Raw genomic sequence first — 20159 nt, 5'->3', positions numbered from 1 at the left:
TTTTGTGCTGCACCGCCTGGCAATTGCTTGCCCCCTTTCCCGCGCACGCGTCGGTCCCGCGCTTAGTCGGGTACAGGGCAAAACGGCACGATCAGCATCGCTGCAATTTCCCCAAACGTGATATAGTTTCATTTATCAACCATATAAGGTTGCGATTTATAACTATATGCACAAGAAGGAATGACAATTGTGAAACAGTCAGCACTATTGCCTGCAGGGTCGGGCGCGGTCGATTCCCATGGATAAAAAGACACCACGCCCTTTACCACTAGCGGGTATACGCATTCTGGACCTGACCTCAGCCGTTGTCGGGCCCTATGCCACGCAGACGCTGGCAGACTACGGCGCAGATGTCATAAAACTGGAGCAGCAATCGGGCGACATCATACGCTGGATCTCCGGCCATTCCCCCACCCCCGGCATGTCGGGCAAGTTCATGCACATGAACCGTAACAAACGCAGCATCTGCGTAAACCTGAAAACGGAACGGGGCAAGTCTGCGTTCATGAAACTTGCCGCACAGTCGCATATTGTTATCCATAATATGCGAACAGACGCCATGACCCGGCTGGGCATTTCCTTCAGTGCCCTCAGCAGCGTCAATCCCAATCTGATTTATTGCAATATCGTCGGCTTCGGCAGTCAGGGGCGCTATGCCAATCGTCCTGCCTATGATTCTATTTTGCAGGGTGCGACGGCGCTGGCGTCTCTGTTTGCTCAAAATGGCAACGAGCCACGCTATGTGCCTTATGTTGTGGTAGACAGAACCGCTGCACTCATGGTGGCCAATGCCATTATGGTCGCGCTCTATGCACAAACCCGGGATCCTGGTCCGCGGGAGATTGAAGTTCCGATGTTTGAAAGTTATGCCACGCTGGTGCTCAGCGAACATCTGTACGGCGAATCCTTTGATCCCCCGATCTCACCCAGCGGCGACAAACGTTTGCTTGACGAAAACGCGCGCCCGGTCAAAACCAGCGACGGCTATATCTGTGTCACAACCAATACCGATGCCCAGGTACTGGCGCTGTTCGATGCCATGGGTACGCCGCAGCTTAAGTCGGACCCCCGTTTTAACCGGGCGCTGAACAGAATTGATCACATTGCCGAGTTTTTTTCGCTGCGGGCCCAGGAAATGGCCAAACACAGTACGCAATACTGGCTGGATCGGCTCACACAGTACGACATCCCCTGCATGCCCTGCCATACCATCGCGTCCCTGCTGGCCGATCCGCATATTGCAGATGTGGGCCTGGTCCAAAAGCGACAACATCCCACGCAAGGAACGATACGACATCTCAATGTGCCGGTCAGCATGACTGGTTTTGCGCCGACGCTGCGCCATCACGCCCCGCATATTGGAGAGCACACAAGGCAGATTCTGGCCGAGGCCGGCTTTGGCCAGGACGACATCTCGAACATGCTGCAGGCTGGTGAGGCTTACCAAAGCGATCCGCAGGACAGTGCCGCCGGCAGCTGAACACGCCCCAGGCAATCGCTTTGCCCGGCGCCCTCATTGAACAGCGCCCGGGCATGCCGGCAATTACTCCGGCTTGGCGCCTGACATTTTCACCAGTTCAGCGTAACGCGTTATTTCAGATTGAATGAACGCGCCAAACTCAGCTGATGTGTTATCCCCTTCTACAACCTGCGCGCCCATGCCCTCGAGCTGGGCGCGGATTTGTGGATCTTTCAGTGCATTATTGACCGCCTTATTCAAGGTATCGACGACATCTGCCGGGGTGCCCGTTGGAGCAACAATGCCATACCAGGCAGAAGCCACCATATCCTTGATACCCGCTTCTTCAAACGTAGGCACGTCGGGCAGAAACGGGATGCGTTTTTTCGATGCCACAGCCAGCGCATTCAGGTTCCCGCCCTTAACCTGCGCCATAGAGCCGGTATCAATCATGAAATCAAGCTGCTTGCCCAGCAGATCGCTCACCGCAGGACCACTGCCCTTGTATGGAATATGCGTAAAGCTGGCGCCCGTAGTGTGTTGCAGTAGCGATGTGGCAAGGTGCTGGGAAGAGCCCACGCCAGCAGAACCGTAATTGAGCTGGCCCGGGTTTTCTTTGGCAAATGCCAGCAGATCGCCCACTGAGGTAAAACGCGAACCCTTGGGTACTTCAAGCACATTGGGAATATTGGCCACAAATGCAACCGGGGCAAAGTCCTTTTGCGCGTCAAAACCCAGTCGCTTGTATAAATGCGGATTGGCCGCATTGGTCGAACTGGTGGCCACCAGCAGCGAATAACCGTCCGCTTTTTCACGCACAAAGGCGCTTGTGCCGATATTACCGCCGGCGCCGGCCTTGTTTTCCACAACCACGGTCTGCTTCAACTGAGCCGTCAGCCCTTTGGCCAGGATGCGCCCCAGCACATCGGTTGCACCACCTGGCGACCAGGGCACAACCAGCTTGATCGCGTGCTCCGGAAAGGCCTCTGCATAGACCGTTGCCGGCGTAGCGACAGACAGTAGCGCGCCGGCCAGGGCAGGTGCACACAGCTGCCTGAGTTTGTTGCTCGTTTTCATAAATCATCTCCTTAGTTAGGGTGGCAGTCAGCCACGATTCCATGTCAGCTTGCACGGCCTATTGCGGCCAGACGCTGACTAATAACCGTTATGGATGCCAATGCATTCATAATTGAATTTGAAAAAAATTAATATTGATTGATAATAATGATTCTTTTTAGGAATCATTTGTCTCCCTCTGCTCTTACCCGCCACGAAACATATCGTGTCCATACAATTCACCCCTGAGTCGCGATGCTTACATTCAAACAGATCGAAGCCCTCTACTGGGTAGTGCAGCTTGGCAGTTTTGCCAGTGCAGCCCAACGCCTGAATACAACCCAATCGGCCATTACCAAACGCATCCAGGAGCTGGAATCGGATTTCGACGTCAGCATTTTTGATCGCAGCGGCCACAAGGCAACCCTGACACCCAAAGGCCAGGAAATGGTTGAACTGGCTTCCGAACTGCTGACGCAGCGCGACGTGATGCTTATGAAGCTCAAGGGCCACCACACGTTTTCAGGCATATTGCGACTGGGCATTACCGAAATCACGGCAATGACCTGGCTTCCCGATCTGATTGCGCAATTGCGCATTCTCTTTCCCAAACTAACCGTCAGTCCCAAAACAGGCATGGCAGCGGAGCTGCAGCAGAACCTGCTCAAAGGACAGTTGGATATGGCCTTTTTGCACAATGAATTCAAATCCCCATTGCTGGAACAGTATCCCCTTGACTACGTTCACTTCGCCTGGGTAGGCAGCCCCAGCATTATCACCAGTGACCGGGTCTACACACCGCAGGAAATTTCCGAGATGTCGCTAATCCGCCAGGATATGGAATCGGGCCTCAATTCCCTGTATGACGATTGGCTGCAACCGTATACGGCAGAACAAAACCTGTTTACGATCAACAGCTTGCTGGCCATGGCAGGGCTGACGGTCGCCGGTTTCGGCATCTGTTGCCTGCCGATTGACTATTTCTACCCGCTGGTCACCAGTCGCAAGCTGGCCATTCTGAAAACCACCAAAGCCCCGCCCAAATCTCTTTACTGCGCCATGTATGCAAAAAATGCCAATGCCATGCTCTACAAGGAGGTTGCCATGCTGGCCAAAGATGTCTGCAATTTCGGTATTCCTTATGGCAGCGGCATCAATGCCTGATATCGGCCAGGAACTTGCGAGCGCGCTCGGTCCGGGCCCGGGTAAAGAACTCGGCCGGCGGCGCCTGCTCGACAATGGCCCCGGCGTCCATGAACCAAACAGTGTCGGCAACATCCCGCGCAAAATTCATTTCATGCGTCACGCAGATCATTGTCATTCCTTCCAATGCCAGCGACTTCATCACCAGCAAAACCTCATTGACCATCTCGGGATCCAGCGCGCTGGTGGGTTCATCAAACAGCATGATCTTCGGGTTCATTGCCAGCGCACGAGCAATGGCGACCCGCTGCTGCTGTCCGCCTGAAAGCTGCCCGGGGAAGGCATCGGCTTTATGGCCAAGACCCACCCGCTCCAGCAGCGACATAGCCTTCTCGCGCGCAGCCGCTTTATTGCTACGCTTCAATATCACCGGCGCCATCATCAGGTTATCGCGCACGCTCATATGGGGAAACAAATTGAACTGCTGGAACACAAACCCGATATGACTGCGCAGCTCGTCTATTGACTTGCAGGCGTTGACGTCCTGCTCATCTACAACAATCGAACCAGCCTGTATCGGCTCAAGCCGATTGACGGTGCGAATCAGCGTGGACTTGCCTGAACCGGACGGGCCACACACCACCAGCACTTCGCCCTGGGACACTTTTGCGGTCACGTCACACAAGGCCTGGTATTGCCCGTACCACTTGGACACGTTGTTAAACTGAATCATGCGAAACTCCTATCCCTCAAATGCTATACGGCTGTGTTCAATTCGCGTCTCAACCACCTTGACCAGCCCTACCAGAATCAGATTGAGAAAAAAGTAAGTCAATGCCAGCAAGCCGAATACTTCAAACGGCCGGGTCAGCAATATATTGTTGATCTGGGTGGCGGCAAAGGTCAGTTCATGCACGCTGATCACAAATCCCAGAGACGTCTCTTTCACCGTTGAAATAAACTGGCTCAGAATGCTGGGTATCGTATTGAACAGCGCCTGCGGCAGAATGATTTTGCGCATCGTCTGAAAATAACTCAGGCCCAGCGAGCGTCCCGCTTCCCGCTGTCCGGCAGGCAAGGCCTGAATACCACTGCGGACAATCTCGGAAATGTAGGCGCTCTCATAGAACACCAGCGCCACCACCATGGTCGTCGTACCGGCAACCGGGCGATTGATAATCACCGGCACCATGAAATATGCCCAGAATATAAACATGATCAACGGCAGGCCGCGCACCACATAGACCACGGCTGTGGCGGGCCAGTACAGAATACGCACCGAACCAATCCGGCACAACGCCAGCACAATACCCAAAGGAAAAGAGAAAACCAGACTGAGCACGGCCAATACGATGGTGGCAGCCAGTCCGCCCAGCGGTCCTTGGGGGTATTGACCAACCAGCAGCAACAACCAGTTATCGGAAAGTATTTCAAACATGCTGTTTCCTAAGACCGTTTTTCACTGAAGGCGGCCTTTCTGGACAGACTGGCACCGACAAACATCAGGCATAGCGAAATAACCAGATAAATCACAGTGACTATTAAATAAATTTCAAACGTCTTGAATGTTGCCGACTCGATCTCGCGCCCCGCGCCCGTCAGCTCGATTAAACCTATTGCCATAGCAAGACTGGTATTTTTAAATAGCAACAGGGTCTGGTTGGTGAGCGTGGGAATGGAGACAACAAATGCCTGCGGCAAAATCACTTTGCGCATCGATTGCAGATAATTCAAACCCAGGGTCCTGGAAGCCTCCATTTGCCCTGTCGGTATCGAACGAATCGCACTGCGCAAATCTTCGGTCACGTAGGCGGCAGTGACCAGGCCGATGGCAATCGTCGAATAGAAGAACTCGCCGCCGATGACATTGATTGCATCGTTGATCGCTTCGGGCACAATCGAGGCCACGCCAAAATACCAGAACAGGATATGAACCAGCATGGGTACATTACGGTGAAAGGCAACATATAAGGCAATCAGGTAATTGATCACCCGGATATTGAGCGTACGCACGACGGTCAGGACACTGCCAAGGCCAAAAGCAATCAGCCAGGCCAGCAGGGTCATTTTCAACGTCGTCACTACGCCCTGGAGCACAAGCCACGGATACTGGCCGTCAAGCAGCGAAGCGAAATCCAATGTGTAGTTCATATACCGGCTACCTGCGCCCTAACCTTTGATCTCTTCCATCTTGAATACCCGCTTGGTATGAAACTGGGTCTGGGGGCCGAACCAGCGATCGAATATCTGCTGGGCTTTCCCGGATTGCTCAAGGCCGGCCATCGTCTCATTAATTTTGCCAAGCAGCGCCTTTTCCCCTTTTTTGACGCCAAGGCCCCACGGCTCGGTAAATAGCGGATCTTCAATCATGGTCAGTTTGACCGGTGTCTTCTGTGCCCCTTGTTCAAACTTCAGAAGCATCAGCTCGGACCCAACGAAACCATCCACTTTTTTCTGTTGAAGTGCGACAAATGCCGTCGGTGGATCTTTGAACGTGACCGTTGTGACATCCGGGATCAGGCGTTTTGCGCCTGCCTCGGAAGATGAACCGCTTACAGCGCTCACGCGCTTGCCCGCCAGATCTGCGGTTGTCTTCAATTTATCGGCATCAGCCTGGCGGATCAGAATCTTCTGCGGGCTGACATAGTCGGCATAACTGTAATCAATTTGCTTGGCCCGATCCACAGACCAGCCCAGGTTAGCCGCTACAACGTCCACACGACCTGCCGCCAGTTCGGGAATGCGTGCGGCCACCGAAATCATTTTGACTTCGAGCTTGACGCCGATACTGTCAGCGATTTCTTTGCACAGGTCCACTTCATAGCCAACCACCTGGCGCGTTTTTTGATCCTGGAAACTGAATGGTTCAGAAGTGCCAAGCGTGCCGCATACGAGTGTGCCCCGCTCCTTGATGGCGTCCAGCGCGTCGGCCTGCGCAACATTGGCGCAGGCCATGACAAATGGCAAAATGGTCAATAGGTTTTTCAATTTCATGATAACTTCCCTGGAAAATTTCATTGTTAGACAAGTTGTCTGCAAGCAGATGCAATCTTTTCACACCCTTTCCTGATAATATCCAAATCGGTAGCAAAGCTGATTCTTATAAAACCCGGCGTACCATAGGCTGTGCCATCGAGCACCGCCACACCAGCATGGTCCAGCAGGTAAAGCACAACATCCAGATCCGTCGCAAGGATCTTGCCATCGGGCATGCGTTTGCCCAGCAGCCCTTTGACACTCGGAAATACATAGAATGCACCTTGCGGCACCGCGCAAGTTATGCCCTCGATCGCATTGAGCAACGGCACAATCACATCACGACGTTCACGAAAAATGCGGCTGGCCTCTCGCACGCAAGACTGGTCCTGCGTCAGCGCCGCCACAGCAGCACGCTGGCTGGGCTCGCTGGCGCATGATGTTGTCTGCGATATCAGGGTCGTCATCGCCTTGATCAGAACCGCTGGGCCTGCTGCATAACCGATACGCCAGCCGGTCATGGCATACGCCTTGGAAACACCATTGACCACTAATGTGCGGGCTCTGAGCGTTTCGCTGTAGGTAGCCAGTGATACATACACATCGTCATAGCTGAAGTGTTCGTAGATCTCGTCTATCATCAGATAGACTTGCGGATGCCGCTCCAGCACTGCCGCGATTTCGCGAAACTGCGCTGCCGTATACATGGATCCTGACGGATTATTCGGACTATTCAACAACAGCCACTTGGTTTTGTCTGTAATGGCCCGTTCCAGTTCTGCTGCTGAAATTTTGAATCCCGATTCGGCAGTGCTTGCCAGCATGACCGGCGTACCACCATTGAGCGTGACCATGTCGGGATAAGACACCCAGAATGGTGTCGGAATGATGACCTCATCGCCGTCGTTCAGTGTCGCGGCCAGCGCCGTATAGATCAACTGCTTGGCGCCGGTGCCCACAATGAGCTGATCTGTCGCATAGTGAAGGCCGTTTTCGCGCTCGAATTTTTGCGCAACGGCCTGCAGCAATTCAGGCACACCGGCAGATGCCGTGTATTTGGTCGCGCCGTGCCGGATCGCCTGCACGGCGGCGGTTGCAATATGTTCCGGCGTCGCCAGATCGGGTTCACCAATCGTAAAATCAACAATCTGTTTGCCGGCCGCCCTGAGCGTGTCTACTTTCTTTTTTGCCGCCATGCTTGGCGAGGCCTTGATGCGCTGCATCCGCTGCGCCAGCAACTGGTTCGGGCTTGTCATCACTGTCGTCATCTCAAGACAGTCCTTTGGCCGCAAGCACCGGATGCAGCCAGCTTTGTTCTTTAGCGCCAGACGCAATTTCATTCATGATTTTTTCTTCTTTGTCCGCATGCGCCCTGGCCGCAGCAATCAGTGCCTCTGCCTGCCCGACAGGAAAACAGACAATACCATCTTCGTCGGCAACAACCACATCTCCCGGCGCGATCACCTGCCCGCCGATACTGACCGGCACATTGATCTGGCCCGGGCCTTCTTTGTATGGCCCGCGGTGCACATTGCCCCGTGCATAGCAAGGGAAGCTGTCGTTCTCAAACGCGGCCACATCGCGAATGGCCCCATTGACAATAATGCCGGCACATCCGCGTTGCTGCAGATATTTCTTCATGATCTCGCCAATGCAGGCATTGCTCACATCGCCGGCTGCGTCTATGACCAGTACGTGACCGGGTTCAAGCATGGTCATCGCCTTGTAGATATACAAGTTGTCGCCTGCACGCGTTTGTACGGTAACGGCGGTCCCAACCAGTTTTCCAGTCCGGTTGTAACGCGTGAGTCCGACAACGCCTACCTGCCGATGAAGATTATCACTCAGGTGTGGAGTGACTATTTGCTGCAGAGCAGCGGCAATGCCCGGTTCAAGTACAGGGCTGGACGGATTGATTTGGATCGAAAGGTCTTGCTGTGTCATCTTGTTTACTCCTTGATGACAGCATCATGCCCAGTCCGTCTTTTTTCTCAAAGGGAATTTAATGCGTGATTGTTTATTCCTAAAAGGAATGTATACGCCACCTTGCGCTTTTTACTCGCAGCACAAGAACTATATTGTTCGATATTTCAAAAGGTTAACCAGCCGGCACGCTTGACGGCTCATACAAAGTTCGCCGCCCTAATTTGGTGCAGACAGACCATTTCGCGATACAGCCCTAGGGAAAATCCTAGGCACGAATCGTCTCTTTCAAATGTGTGATCAGCGCCTGCGCCGCCACCGATTGCACCCGATCGCGCGCCTGCACAAGGCAAATCATGCGATTAGGTACTTCCAGTTCCAGCGGAATAATGGCAATGTCCGGCTTGGTGTAAAGAAACAGCGACAGGCCTGGCACAATTGAAATACCCATATTGTTTGCCACCAGGCCTGCCACCGTGGACAAATTGGACACTTCCATATGGGTAATGAGTTTTTCCGGATAAAACGAAGCATCCAGATGTTGCCGAATACTGGTGCTGCGCACGAACTGGATCACCGGATGCGCCAGTATGTCTTGCTGGCGCAGCTTTTTGCTCGCGGCCAGCGGGTGGTCAGTTGAACAAACCACATAGAACGAATCGGAACATAAGGGCTGACTGATCAGCTCCGGATGGTGTTCACCGACGAAGGTCACGGCAAAATCTGCCTTGCGCGTCTTGACCAAACTCAGACACTCATCGGCCGTCACATCAATAAAGGCCACCGACACGCCCGGGTAAATACGGTTAAATTGCGCGACCGCCGGAATCAGGCTGCCCACAGCGACCGATGGCAAAGCAGCCACCGTCACGTGACCCGCCTTCTTGGACACATGCTGGCGCAATTCGCTTAGCGCGTGCTCGAAGTCATCCAGCAGTTTGTCTGCGAACGCGTCAAACAGCAACCCTTCGGGCGTGAGCATGACGTTGCGCGTATTGCGCTCGAACAACTTGGCGCCCACCTGTTCTTCCAGATTTTGGATAAGCACGCTAAGCGCAGGCTGCGTCAGATGGCACTGGCTGGCCGCCTTGGTAAAGTTTTTTTCGGTTGCCAGCGCCTTGAAGGCTTTCAGGTGTTTAGTGGAAAGATTCACAAATGTAATGGATAGCCCGGTAGTTGGTTGGGAGGCGCCCGCGGCAGCCACCCCGACAACTGCTATCGTACTTCAACACCGGCCTTGGCGACGATATCTACCCACTTTTCGGTTTCTGCTTTCTGAAAGTTGGCCAGTTCTTGCGGCGTACTGGCCTGGGCTTCAATACCCTGGATCTGAAGATTTTTCACAATTTTCGGATCGTTCAGGGTTTTGACGAATGCCTGATTCAATGTCTTGATCACTTCATCGGGGGTGCCGGCAGGTGCGTACGAGGCAAACCATGCAACCATCTCATACCCTTTGACACCGGTTTCGGCCAAGGTCGGCAAGTCCGGGGCAATATCGGTACGCTTGCTGGTCGAGACGGCCAACGCACGCAGCTTGCCGTCACGCGCCAAAGGCAGTGTGGTTGCCGCATCTGCAATCATCATCTGAATCTGTCCGCCGACCGTATCCACCACAGCCTGCGGATTACTTTTGTAATCAACATTGCTGATCTTGGTGCCCGTCAGGATTTTGAACAATTCCCCGCCAATTCTGGCAGAGGTGCTGCCACTGCCGAAAAACACTTTATCAGGATTTTGTTTCAGGTGCTCAATGAATTCCGGTACGGTTTTGGATGGAATGCTTTGCGGGTTCACCACCAGCACCAGCGGAATATTGCCTAATTTGGAGATGGGGGCAAAATCCTTCACCGGATCATACGGCAGTTTCTTGAACAGCGCCGAATTACTGGCGTGGGTCGTATTGGAGGTCACAAAAATGCGATAACCGTCAGGCTTGGCCCGGGCAATGTCCTGCGCGGCAATAAAGCCACTGGCCCCGCCCTTGTTTTCCACCACCACCGTCTGCCCGACCTGTTTTGACACTTCCTCTGCCAGCACCCTGGCCAGCTTGTCGGTGCCACTACCCGCGCCAAACGGCACGACAAAGGTGATTGGCCTGTCGGGATAGGCTGCCATGGCGCTGCCTGCAGCCAGTGTCATTGCGGCAAGCGATAAGATAACTTTGGATTTGAAATTATTCATTGTCATTGACTGTCTCCTTTTTTAGTCCCGATCTGTATCGACATATCAAGCAGTCGGAACGAATTTGATTTACCATGTTTATCCAGATTCAGGCTGGTGTTCACGCCCCCTTCAAGCACGTTATCAATAACGAAATTCAATGCCTGTAGATTGGGTAACTCGTAGCGCACAACTTGCGTTGCACCGCGGTGGGCAAACCATGCCTTAACTTTTTCCGCACTTACCTGCTCCAGCAATAGCGGCCAATGCACCGGGTCATACGGAATCAGACTGATGTTCAGACGATTACCCTTGTCCCCCGCCCTTGCATGTGCAATCTCATGCAGCTTTATTAACGTGCTCATTGTGCCTCTCCCGCAACGTATCGCCAGCCTTCCTGCACCTGATCACGGGGAACCAGATACGACACCGTGCGCACACTGCTCTTGACACTGGTTCGTACGCCTCCGCCGCCGGCTGGCCCGCAACAGTACAGCGCATTGACTTCATGCATCATTCGTTCGACTGTCATTTTGTCCGGCGCATTGACAGCCAGCCGCAGACGCACGTCCGTGATCTGATCAAGCGGCAGACTGTCACGCAGCACCCCTGTATCCGAATCCAGTACGCTGACCACGCCAAGCAGATCACGCCGAAAGCGGCATGGCCCCTTCAGCAACTTTGCCCGCGCACCCAATACGTCTGCAGCCAGCTTTGCGCGTTCCCCGGCATTGGGGCCGGCATAGGAAATCTCTCCTTCGCCGAACCAGTCGCCCATGAACGAGACAGTCGCCTTGAGCGTGTCTGGCCTGGGAGCACCGCGGGCGCCGGTCACTTGCACCTGATCGGGCGCGATCTGATGAATCTGTACCTGGGAAATATCAAGAATGACATCTGGCGTCATATAGCATGCGGGATCATGGATTTCATACAGCATTTGTTCTTTCACTGTCATCAGGTTGACCGTACCGCCCGTATCATCAGCCTTGCCTATAATAATCCGGCCGTCTTCAAAGATTTGCGCAATGGGAAAGCCGACATTGGCCAGATCCGGTACGTCCTTATAGCCCGGATCGGCAAAATAGCCACCCGTGACCTGCGAGCCGCATTCGAGCAGGTGCCCGGCCAGTGTTGCTGCAGCCAGCCGGTCCCAATCCTGCCAATCCCAATTAAAATGCGCCATGGCGGGCCCCAGCGTGAGCGCCGGATCGGCCACTCTGCCGGTAATCACAATTTGTGCGCCATCGGTCAGGGCCTCTGCAATGCCTCTGGCGCCCAGATAAACATTGGCCGCGATCGGATCGCCGGCGCCGGCAGCCAATTCACGATCCCCTTCCCAAATCTGCAGTCTGGAGATATCCACCTTCGCAAGGATATCGTCGCCTTCTACTACTGCAATTTTCAATCCTGCCAGATTCTGTTCAATGGCCAATGCCTCAATGGCTTTGGCTGCTGCAACGGGATTGGCTGCCCCGAAATTGCTGACGATGGGAATATGATGGGCGATACAATCATTCAGAATGGGCGCCAGCACCTCCTGCAGCAATGGTTCGTAGCCGCGCTCCGGATCCTGATTTTTGGCCAATTGACCCAGGGCCAGCGTACGCTCGGCCAGCATCTCGAAGATAAGCACAGCGGGCTGCCGGCGCGCAATCAACGTCTTGACAACCGCCTGGGCAGCATCTATGCGGTCGCCCGAAAATCCGGCGCCACAGCCTATGAGCAGACTTTGCATCTGTCCTCCCTGATCACTCATGAAATAGCCTGGAATTCATTCTATTGAATTTCAATTGAAAAATTAAATTAATTATTTTGATCAATTGATAAATAAATAGTATTAATAGGATACGCCAGCATGGCGATGATCTGTCTTCAAATTGTCATATCAGGGTTAACCTCCTGTATACTTTTTCAAAAGACTTATTCAAAAAAGCGACTGATTGGGATTGATGATGCATCCATTTGTTGAAGGTGGCCTGCAGAACGTCTGGCTGAGCAATGGTTATCGGATAAAGGAGACCAGAAATGGCAGGAGCATCGTCGTCCATAATCCCCAGGGGCTCAAAAGAACCATTTGCAGCGCGCTCTGCGTAAAAAGCGTAGCGCTATCGGGCGCCGAATTTCGCTATCTGTGCAGGGAACTGCAAATGACTTGCGCAGTGCTTTGCAAGCGGCTGGCACTCACTGAATCACAATTGCAAGAATGGGAATCGGCCAGGCAGGTTCCCCGGCATGCCGACACCTTTATTCGCATTATGTATGCCGTGCATCTGGACCGCCCAGAACGGGTGCAACGCCTTGAAGCGCGCTCGGTGGCGCGTGACCAAACCGTATATTTCCTGCTGCGCCATACAGACCGTGGCTGGACCCTGCAGGAAACGCTGGAGCCACCGGCCACCGCCACGTCAGTCACGCAGTCAAAAGGCCAGGATCCAACGCTGGCCACTGACTGGGACTCCCTGGCCTGACACCAGTTCAGGCAGCCAATCTAACAGCAACAAGACCACGTGGCACACGACCCGTGGTCTTGTTTTTCTCATGGACGGATCAAGCGGTCAGGCCAATGTCCGCAACGTTGGTTCCCGCTTCCACTGCCGTGTTTTTGCCAGTTTGATAAACGCCTTGATGTCTTCCGGTGCGACCACGCCCGCATCGGGCTTGATGCCGGCCGCTTCCAGAATCTTGTGCGTTCCCTTGCACGCGGCAATGGCTTTCAAGTGCCCAAAGGCATCTCGGAACCAGTCTACGGCGGCCGCCTCATGCACCAGCTTTTCCGCTTCGGCCATCGGCAAAATACTGACCACCCCATCGAACACAATCGATGGTGTACCCGCCAGTTGCCCATCAGCTGTCACGTAGCTGCCATCCTTGAGCGTCACACCGCGTTTTTGCGCAACCAGCTTCACCGCCGCGCCGGCTTTATCCAGTGCGCTCTTCATCGCGTTGATACTCTCGTTGTTGGAGCCGTCGGCAATCAATATGCCGATGGTTCGCCCTTCGAGCGTATCTTTCATTCGATCAATAAGACGCAAAGCTGGAGACAAATCCAGGTCCTGAACGGGCACCACAGGCTTGACCGCTGCCGGCAAAGCTTTGAGGCCCAGCCCATCTGCAACGCGTTTTGCCAGGCTCTCGTCTATAGTGCGCAACTGGCTGACAACAGCCAGACGCACATGTTCGGTCTCAACCTTGGATAGTTCGAAAACCAGTGCCGAAGCCAAATGCGCCTGCTCCACCTCGGACTGACTACGATAAAACATCCGTGCCTGGCTGTAGTGATCGGCAAAGCTTTCCGCACGAATACGGGACTTGGCGCCTTCTGTCTGCAACGCAGCGCTGTGAAAGCCTGTTTTCAAACTGGCACGCGTGGCATTGGGATCCAGGCTTTGCGGATCGTATGCGGTTCGCCCTTTTTGCGACTGCATCTGCATATGCCCGTCGCGTTGCGTGTTCTGGAAGGGGCATTTAGGAGCATTAACCGGGATCTGTGCAAAGTTCGAACCGCCCAGTCGAGACAACTGTGTATCCAGATAGGAAAACAGTCGTCCCTGCAATAGTGGGTCATCGGAAAAATCAATACCGGGGACAATATTGGCGGGACAGAATGCGACCTGCTCGGTTTCGGCAAAAAAGTTGTCCGGCCAGCGATTCAACACCATGCGGCCAATGATTTTCAGTGGCACAAGCTCTTCGGGGATCAATTTGGTTGAATCCAGGTGATCGAACGGGAAGGCATCGGCCTCTTCCTGGGTAAACAGTTGGACACCCAGCTCCCACTCTGGAAAAGCACCATTCTGAATCGCCTCAAAAAAATCACGGCGATGAAAGTCCGGGTCAGCACCTGCCAGTTTGACCGCTTCATCCCACACAGTAGACTGCAATCCGATTTTCGGACGCCAGTGGAACTTGACGAAGGTACTGTTTCCATCCTTGTTCACCAGCCGGAAACTGTGAATGCCAAAGCCTTCGATCATACGCAGGGAGCGCGGAATCGCCCGATCGCTCATGGCCCACATGACCATATGCATAGACTCGGGCATGAGCGAGATAAAATCCCAGAACGTATCATGCGCGCTGGCCGCCTGTGGGAAGCCGCGATCCGGTTCCATTTTGACAGCATGAATCAGATCCGGAAACTTCATGGCGTCCTGTATGAAAAACACAGGAATGTTATTGCCGACTAGATCCCAGTTGCCTTCCTGTGTATAGAACTTTACGGCAAAACCGCGCACATCACGGGGGGTATCCACCGAGCCGCTGCCGCCAGCCACGGTGGATATTCGACAGAAAACCGGTGTCTGGACATTTTTTTCGGTAAGAATTTTTGCCGTTGTATATTTCGACAGTGATTGGGTCAATTCAAAATACCCATGAGCACCGGTGCCACGGGCATGAACAATTCGCTCGGGAATTCGTTCATGATCGAAATGCGTGATTTTCTCTCGAAGCACGAAGTCTTCCAGTAATGTCGGACCTCGAGGGGTTGCGCGCAAAGAATTCTGATTATCGCTGATGGTCAGACCCTGCTGAGTGGTCATAACCGGATGCGTGCCGCCAGCCTGTTGTTGTAACTCTCCGGCATTGCCAACTTCGTCTTTGGCCCCATTGGCGGGGCGGGAAACCGATTTTTTCGAACTTGACTTCATTAGTATCTCCTTAGAACAGGACTGGAATAATGATCAGTTGAAACGGAAAAACGGGACAAGAAATTATGATTTTATTTGATTAGGAATTTCTAGATTGGGTAATCAGTATGCCATATTTCCTGACCATTGTATGTGCGCATTGTAAAAGGACAGGTGTAATAAATTTGTAGAAAAATTTGCATGATATGTTCTTAACAAATATTTACTTTGTCATATACAGTACGTTACCAGCTATATCCCATCGCCTTTTGCGCCTGGCAACACCGTAGCGTCGCATTCACACCAGGCTCGGGGTTTCTATTCGTTCCCGACGGCGCCTGCGCGCAATTTTCTGAGGAACGTCAGAAAATCAGGATCATTGGCATAAGCAACATTAATTCGCAGCGCCGGTTTTTGGCTGGATTTTTTTTCTGGGTAGAACACCGTACCCGGGGCAAGGAATATGCCCTCTTCGGCCGCCTTTCGAGCAACTTCGATATCGTCCAGGTGGTTGGGCAATTCGAGCCACATGTAATAAGTGCCTTCAGACTGATAAGGAACATGAAACCCCAACGATGAAAAATTGTTCAACGCCAGAGCGCTCGCCTGTTCGACCATTGGCCGAAGCCGTCGCAAGTGCTTCAGATATTGTCCGTTGGCAATCAAACTGTAAAGCCATCGCTCAAGATAGTCCGACGATGTGACCACGGTCAGCATCTTAATATTACAAAGAGAATCAATCAGCGCCTGTCTGCCAGCAACATAGCCGACTCGAAAACTGGCCGATAGCGTCTTGGAAAAAGTGCCTATATACAAGACGCGATCCAACTGGTCCAGCCCCGCCATACGCGGTATACCTGGTGGCAACAAGTCTGCAAACGCATCATTCTCGACAACCCTGAAATCATATTTTTCGGCCAGCTTGAGCACCTGATATTGCGCGGCCAGGGTTGCGCAGCCGCCAGTAGGATTGTGGCCCAGTGTTTGCGTGAAAAACAGCTTTGCACGATGCACTCTGGCCTTGTCCTCAAGATCTTCGGTATCGGGGCCCGTGCCGCCGCGCCTGACGCCAATCATTTTAATTTTGTACAGTTTGAGTTTGGCAAATAAAGGATAGTACCCAGGACTATCAACAAGAACCGTATCCCCCGGGGACAGAAACTGTTTGATAATCAAGTCCATCGCGTGGTTAGCGCCGTAAGTGAGCAGAACCTGATCTGCCGACGCCTGAATAGATCTCTCAATGAGATTTTGCGCGATCGCCTCGCGCAGCGGTTCGAAACCCATGGGATGTCCGTAGCCATATTTACTATCACTGGGTATTTTAAGCCGCATATCAAAATCGAATTGGCTCATCCATGAGGACGGAGGCCTGCCATCTCCGACCCGGACACGATAGGTCTGGTTTAACTGCTCCCGCAACAATGATATCGCATCCACCGCTTCTGCTATATGCGTGGTGCTGCTTCTATTTTGCTTTTTACTTAATGTGCTGACGTAATAACCGGAGCCTGGCCTGGCCGTGATATGCCCCAATGAAACGAGTCTGTCATAAACATCGATCATGGTATTTTTTGACACATTGAAATGTTCACGGGCAACCCGTATGGACATCAACTTCTGACCACTTTTCAGATTTCCATTCTGTATGGCAAGAAGCATGTGCTCGACAATATTATTGACTTTACTCATTAGCGTTCCGATGTATGGTGCTTCGCACCATAGGTGTACCCCTACACATTCAGGCACAGTATCCGCACATTTCGATGCAACCGTACCTTGTTTAATTTCCCATAACTTAGCATCATAGCGAACAAGAGAATAAATATATATATTTATACCGTACCCACTACTGTACCTATATATCTTAAAAAATCAAGGAGACATGAATGAAAATCCTACGCCGCGATCTGCTTAAAAAACTGGCATCAGGAACTGTTGCGGGCATCGGTGTCCTGGGCATACCTGCCGTAGCACGGGCCCAGGAAGTCGTGAAATGGAAGATGCAATCATTGTGGGACGGCGGCACCACACCGCAAAAGTTTGAAGCGCTTTTTGTCAAGCGTGTGGCAGAACTGACTGACAACAAATTCCAGATTCAACTTTATTCCGCGGGTCAGCTTGTGCCAGCCAATCAGGCATTTGATGCCGTGCGCGGCGGCGCCTTTCAGATGATGAAAACATTTGACGGCTATGAGGCAGGAAAAATTCCGGGGCTGGCGTTTACCAGCACTGTTCCTTTTGGATTTCCCGAACCAGACCAGTACGAAGCCTGGTTCTACGAGAAAGACGGACTGGCCCTGGCTCGAGAAGCCTATGCGCCCGCGGGATTGTATTATGTCGCCCCCACTGTATACGGACCAGAGCCCATACATTCACGCGTACCAATCAAATCGCTCGCAGATCTGAAAGATAAAAAAGGGCGATTCGTTGGACTGGCCTCAACTGTCATGGGAGCGCTTGGCGTATCGGTCACGACGCTGGCAACAAACGAAGTCTATTCTGCTTTGGATAAGGGCGTGATCGATTTTGCCGACCGAGGCGATCTGACTGCCAACCTTGAAGCCGGCCTGGCCGAAGTAGCCAAATACATTGTCATGCCTGGCCCGCATCAGCCTACAACAGCAACAAGTTATGTGGCCAATCGCGGCGCATACGAAAAACTGTCTGCACCAAATAAGGCGGCCCTGGCAACCGCAGCCCGGGAAATTTCCGGCGCCCTGCGTCAGCATATTCTCGTGGCCGACACGCTGGCGTTGAAAGCCTTCCAGAGCAAAGGCGTAGAAGTGACCATGCTGAGTGCGGATGAACTGGCGCAGGGCCGGGTACAGGCGGTAAAAGCGTGGGAGTCGGCAACCAAAGGCAACCCCCTGGCCAAAAAAATGATGGACAGCCAAATTGCATTTATGAAGGATCTCGGGCTGCTGTCTTGAATCTTCAATTGAGATAGTCGTTATCTGCAACATTGTTTTTTGGATTTATCCCATGCCTGCTTTCGTGTCCGCCTACATTTTGGGTATTACCCGCATCAATAAATTCTTTTTCAATATTGCATCAGCGCTTATTTTCCTGATCGTATTTTCAATGTTGTACGAAGTGATCAGCAGATATGTATTCCATGCCCCGACAACCTGGGGCATGGAGCTTGCAACCCTGCTGTTTGGTCCATACTTTCTGCTTGGCGGGGCCTATTTGCTGCACATGCGCGGTCATGTCAGCCTGGATTTGCTGCAAAAAAAGCTCTCTGCGCAAAATCAGCGACTGCTCGATTTATTCAGTTTTTTGATCATTATTGTGTTCAGCATCATCATGTTTTCCTATTCTTTCTCACCCGCAATGCAAGCGTGGGAGTATAAGGAAACATCGTTTTCTGCCTGGAATCCACCCATCTGGCCCGTCAAGTTTGCCATACCCATATCGGTTTTATTACTGGGACTTCAGAGTTTTGCGGAAATGCTGACCGTTCTGTACAAAGAACAGGATCAACAATCATGAGCGCGAATATTATTCTGGTCATCATGTTTGCAGGGTTAACGCTGTTCATGCTCACCGGCTTACCCATTGCCTTCGTACTTGGCGGCTTATCGCTTCTGATTACGGTGACCCTCTGGGATGCAAATGCAGTTGTGATCATGGTACTGCAGATTTTCGATACCATGCGCTCTGAAGCGCTGCTGGGCATTCCCCTCTATATCTTCATGGCAGCAATTTTACAGCGCACTGGCGTTATTGAAGAACTGTACGGCGTCATGGAAATCTGGTTCGGTCGCCTGCGAGGCGGGCTGGCCATTGGCACTGTCCTTATTTGCGTGCTGATGGCGGCGATGACAGGGGTTGTGGGCGCAGCAGTCACCGCGATGGGGCTGCTGGCCATGCCAGAGATGCTCAAGCGCGGATATGACCCGAAACTGGTTACCGGCACGATATGCGCCTCCGGCACGCTTGGCATTCTTATTCCACCGTCCATTCTGACCATTGTATATGCCGTCACCGCTCAGGTATCGATCGGCAAGATGCTCATTGCCGGTATCGTGCCAGGACTGATTCTCGCGGTTTTCTACATTCTGTACATTCTTTACATTGCCTACGCACATCCTGAACGTGTTCCGCAATCCCAGCGCGAGCGCGTCCCCTTCCTGACCAAACTGCGAAGCGTAAAAGGCGTTATTTTTCCCATTATCCTTGTCATATTGATACTGGGCTCAATATTTTTTGGCATCGCCACCCCCACAGAAGCGGCTGCAGTTGGCGTTGCGGGTGCGTTCATCATTGGGATGCTCAAACGCAAACTGGACTATTCCGGCATTCGCCATGCAACGTTCGAAACCGCGAAAGCCACCACAATGATTCTGTGGATTACCATTGGTGCAAAAGCCTATGTCTCTGTATTTACCGGCCTGGGTGGCGCCGATACCCTCCTGAGCCTGATCCGCGACATGCAGGTTCACCCTTACGTCATATTGGCTGCGATGATGCTGATTCTGATTTTTCTGGGAACTGTCCTGGACGAAATCGGAATCATCCTGCTTACGGTGCCGGTCTTTTTGCCTATCGTCAAATTACTTGGCTTTGATGAAATCTGGTTTGGCGTCTTGTATGCCATCACGATACAAACTGGCTATATCAGCCCTCCTTTCGGATACACCCTGTTCTATATTAAGGGGCCGTTACCCGCGCACCTGGGCATGGGTACGGTATACAGGGGCGTTCTGCCATTCATGCTATTGCAAATGGGCGCGCTGATATTCTGTGCCGCCTTCCCGGATCTTGTCACCTGGCTTCCGTCCTTGATGGACAGACGTTGATTTTTTATT

Annotated in this window: 19 protein-coding genes; 6 read left to right on the top strand and 13 right to left on the bottom strand. The window is 52.7% G+C overall.

Going from position 1 to position 20159, the window contains the following annotated elements; genetic code table 11:
• Positions 1-238: 238 nt before the first annotated feature.
• On the top strand, positions 239-1480 hold the full coding sequence (locus EV681_RS05210) for a CaiB/BaiF CoA transferase family protein (RefSeq protein ID WP_128395695.1): 1242 nt from the start codon (positions 239-241) through the stop codon (positions 1478-1480).
• Positions 1481-1543: 63 nt separating this feature from the next.
• On the opposite strand, the gene EV681_RS05205 is transcribed toward EV681_RS05210, so the two are convergent.
• Positions 1544-2536 (bottom strand): Bug family tripartite tricarboxylate transporter substrate binding protein, encoded by a 993-nt coding sequence (locus EV681_RS05205; RefSeq protein ID WP_165392948.1) that lies wholly within the window; start codon positions 2534-2536, stop codon positions 1544-1546.
• 234 nt (positions 2537-2770) lie between these two features.
• Between EV681_RS05205 and EV681_RS05200 the strand changes: the two genes are divergently transcribed.
• Positions 2771-3679, top strand: a complete 909-nt coding sequence (locus EV681_RS05200; protein WP_128395694.1) for a LysR family transcriptional regulator — start codon at positions 2771-2773, stop codon at positions 3677-3679.
• Here EV681_RS05200 and EV681_RS05195 read toward each other — a convergent pair.
• From EV681_RS05195 to EV681_RS05150, 10 genes are all read right to left on the bottom strand, one after another.
• The gene (locus EV681_RS05195) at positions 3669-4391 is read right to left on the bottom strand and encodes an amino acid ABC transporter ATP-binding protein (RefSeq protein WP_128395693.1); all 723 of its coding nucleotides are present in this window, start codon (positions 4389-4391) and stop codon (positions 3669-3671) included. The genes EV681_RS05200 and EV681_RS05195 overlap by 11 nt on opposite strands.
• 9 nt (positions 4392-4400) lie before the next feature.
• Complete coding sequence (locus tag EV681_RS05190; RefSeq protein WP_130303461.1) at positions 4401-5096, bottom strand: amino acid ABC transporter permease; 696 nt, start codon at positions 5094-5096, stop codon at positions 4401-4403.
• 8 nt (positions 5097-5104) lie between these two features.
• The gene (locus EV681_RS05185; RefSeq protein ID WP_130303460.1) at positions 5105-5809 is read right to left on the bottom strand and encodes an amino acid ABC transporter permease; all 705 of its coding nucleotides are present in this window, start codon (positions 5807-5809) and stop codon (positions 5105-5107) included.
• Between the two features lie 18 nt (positions 5810-5827).
• A complete protein-coding gene (locus EV681_RS05180) occupies positions 5828-6652 on the bottom strand; it encodes an ABC transporter substrate-binding protein (RefSeq protein ID WP_128395690.1) in 825 nt (274 codons plus the stop codon).
• A gap of 26 nt (positions 6653-6678) precedes the next feature.
• Complete coding sequence (locus EV681_RS05175) at positions 6679-7902, bottom strand: aminotransferase class I/II-fold pyridoxal phosphate-dependent enzyme (protein ID WP_130303459.1); 1224 nt, start codon at positions 7900-7902, stop codon at positions 6679-6681.
• Position 7903: 1 nt separating this feature from the next.
• On the bottom strand, positions 7904-8578 hold the full coding sequence (locus tag EV681_RS05170; protein WP_130303458.1) for an RraA family protein: 675 nt from the start codon (positions 8576-8578) through the stop codon (positions 7904-7906).
• Between the two features lie 247 nt (positions 8579-8825).
• The gene (locus tag EV681_RS05165; protein ID WP_128395687.1) at positions 8826-9710 is read right to left on the bottom strand and encodes a LysR family transcriptional regulator; all 885 of its coding nucleotides are present in this window, start codon (positions 9708-9710) and stop codon (positions 8826-8828) included.
• Positions 9711-9772: 62 nt separating this feature from the next.
• The gene (locus EV681_RS05160; RefSeq protein ID WP_341273433.1) at positions 9773-10747 is read right to left on the bottom strand and encodes a Bug family tripartite tricarboxylate transporter substrate binding protein; all 975 of its coding nucleotides are present in this window, start codon (positions 10745-10747) and stop codon (positions 9773-9775) included.
• A complete protein-coding gene (locus EV681_RS05155; protein ID WP_128395686.1) occupies positions 10744-11085 on the bottom strand; it encodes an AtuA-related protein in 342 nt (113 codons plus the stop codon). Before EV681_RS05155 ends, EV681_RS05160 begins: the two co-directional genes overlap by 4 nt.
• Positions 11082-12476: an acyclic terpene utilization AtuA family protein gene (locus EV681_RS05150; RefSeq protein WP_242612143.1), complete on the bottom strand. Its 1395-nt coding sequence runs from the start codon at positions 12474-12476 to the stop codon at positions 11082-11084. Before EV681_RS05150 ends, EV681_RS05155 begins: the two co-directional genes overlap by 4 nt.
• Positions 12477-12672: 196 nt before the next feature.
• Here EV681_RS05150 and EV681_RS05145 point away from each other — a divergent pair, with 196 nt between their 5' ends.
• Positions 12673-13188: a hypothetical protein gene (locus EV681_RS05145; RefSeq protein ID WP_165392947.1), complete on the top strand. Its 516-nt coding sequence runs from the start codon at positions 12673-12675 to the stop codon at positions 13186-13188.
• An 87-nt stretch (positions 13189-13275) separates the two neighbouring features.
• On the opposite strand, the gene EV681_RS05140 is transcribed toward EV681_RS05145, so the two are convergent.
• Positions 13276-15366, bottom strand: coding sequence for a catalase (locus EV681_RS05140; RefSeq protein WP_130303456.1), 2091 nt, complete (start codon positions 15364-15366; stop codon positions 13276-13278).
• Between the two features lie 297 nt (positions 15367-15663).
• Positions 15664-17037, bottom strand: coding sequence for an aminotransferase-like domain-containing protein (locus EV681_RS05135; RefSeq protein WP_128395683.1), 1374 nt, complete (start codon positions 17035-17037; stop codon positions 15664-15666).
• Between the two features lie 197 nt (positions 17038-17234).
• Here EV681_RS05135 and dctP point away from each other — a divergent pair, with 197 nt between their 5' ends.
• The 3 genes from dctP to EV681_RS05120 are packed head-to-tail and all read left to right on the top strand — an operon-like array spanning position 17235 to position 20150.
• Entirely contained in the window at positions 17235-18278 is a 1044-nt protein-coding gene (gene dctP, locus EV681_RS05130) for a TRAP transporter substrate-binding protein DctP (protein ID WP_130303455.1), read from the top strand.
• 52 nt (positions 18279-18330) lie between these two features.
• Positions 18331-18840 carry a TRAP transporter small permease subunit gene (locus EV681_RS05125; protein ID WP_130303454.1) on the top strand — a complete coding sequence of 170 codons (510 nt, stop codon included), beginning with the start codon at positions 18331-18333 and terminating at the stop codon, positions 18838-18840.
• Entirely contained in the window at positions 18837-20150 is a 1314-nt protein-coding gene (locus tag EV681_RS05120) for a TRAP transporter large permease (protein ID WP_130303453.1), read from the top strand. The genes EV681_RS05125 and EV681_RS05120 overlap by 4 nt, the downstream gene beginning before the upstream one ends.
• Positions 20151-20159 lie beyond the last annotated feature (9 nt).

This window comes from Advenella incenata, assembly GCF_004217095.1.
Classification (GTDB): Bacteria; Pseudomonadota; Gammaproteobacteria; order Burkholderiales; family Burkholderiaceae_B; genus Advenella; species Advenella incenata.
The sequence above is the reverse complement of the archived record's forward strand: the minus strand, read 5'-3'. Positions and strand labels throughout refer to the sequence as shown.

Coding starts and splice junctions, on each gene's coding strand:
- EV681_RS05210 (WP_128395695.1), top strand. CDS start 239: ATGGATAAAAAGACACCACGCCCTTTACCACTAGCGGGTATACGCATT.
- EV681_RS05205 (WP_165392948.1), bottom strand. CDS start 2,536: ATGAAAACGAGCAACAAACTCAGGCAGCTGTGTGCACCTGCCCTGGCC.
- EV681_RS05200 (WP_128395694.1), top strand. CDS start 2,771: ATGCTTACATTCAAACAGATCGAAGCCCTCTACTGGGTAGTGCAGCTT.
- EV681_RS05195 (WP_128395693.1), bottom strand. CDS start 4,391: ATGATTCAGTTTAACAACGTGTCCAAGTGGTACGGGCAATACCAGGCC.
- EV681_RS05190 (WP_130303461.1), bottom strand. CDS start 5,096: ATGTTTGAAATACTTTCCGATAACTGGTTGTTGCTGCTGGTTGGTCAA.
- EV681_RS05185 (WP_130303460.1), bottom strand. CDS start 5,809: ATGAACTACACATTGGATTTCGCTTCGCTGCTTGACGGCCAGTATCCG.
- EV681_RS05180 (WP_128395690.1), bottom strand. CDS start 6,652: ATGAAATTGAAAAACCTATTGACCATTTTGCCATTTGTCATGGCCTGC.
- EV681_RS05175 (WP_130303459.1), bottom strand. CDS start 7,902: ATGACGACAGTGATGACAAGCCCGAACCAGTTGCTGGCGCAGCGGATG.
- EV681_RS05170 (WP_130303458.1), bottom strand. CDS start 8,578: ATGACACAGCAAGACCTTTCGATCCAAATCAATCCGTCCAGCCCTGTA.
- EV681_RS05160 (WP_341273433.1), bottom strand. CDS start 10,747: ATGACAATGAATAATTTCAAATCCAAAGTTATCTTATCGCTTGCCGCA.
- EV681_RS05155 (WP_128395686.1), bottom strand. CDS start 11,085: ATGAGCACGTTAATAAAGCTGCATGAGATTGCACATGCAAGGGCGGGG.
- EV681_RS05150 (WP_242612143.1), bottom strand. CDS start 12,476: ATGAGTGATCAGGGAGGACAGATGCAAAGTCTGCTCATAGGCTGTGGC.
- EV681_RS05145 (WP_165392947.1), top strand. CDS start 12,673: ATGCATCCATTTGTTGAAGGTGGCCTGCAGAACGTCTGGCTGAGCAAT.
- EV681_RS05140 (WP_130303456.1), bottom strand. CDS start 15,366: ATGAAGTCAAGTTCGAAAAAATCGGTTTCCCGCCCCGCCAATGGGGCC.
- EV681_RS05135 (WP_128395683.1), bottom strand. CDS start 17,037: ATGAGTAAAGTCAATAATATTGTCGAGCACATGCTTCTTGCCATACAG.
- dctP (WP_130303455.1), top strand. CDS start 17,235: ATGAAAATCCTACGCCGCGATCTGCTTAAAAAACTGGCATCAGGAACT.
- EV681_RS05125 (WP_130303454.1), top strand. CDS start 18,331: ATGCCTGCTTTCGTGTCCGCCTACATTTTGGGTATTACCCGCATCAAT.
- EV681_RS05120 (WP_130303453.1), top strand. CDS start 18,837: ATGAGCGCGAATATTATTCTGGTCATCATGTTTGCAGGGTTAACGCTG.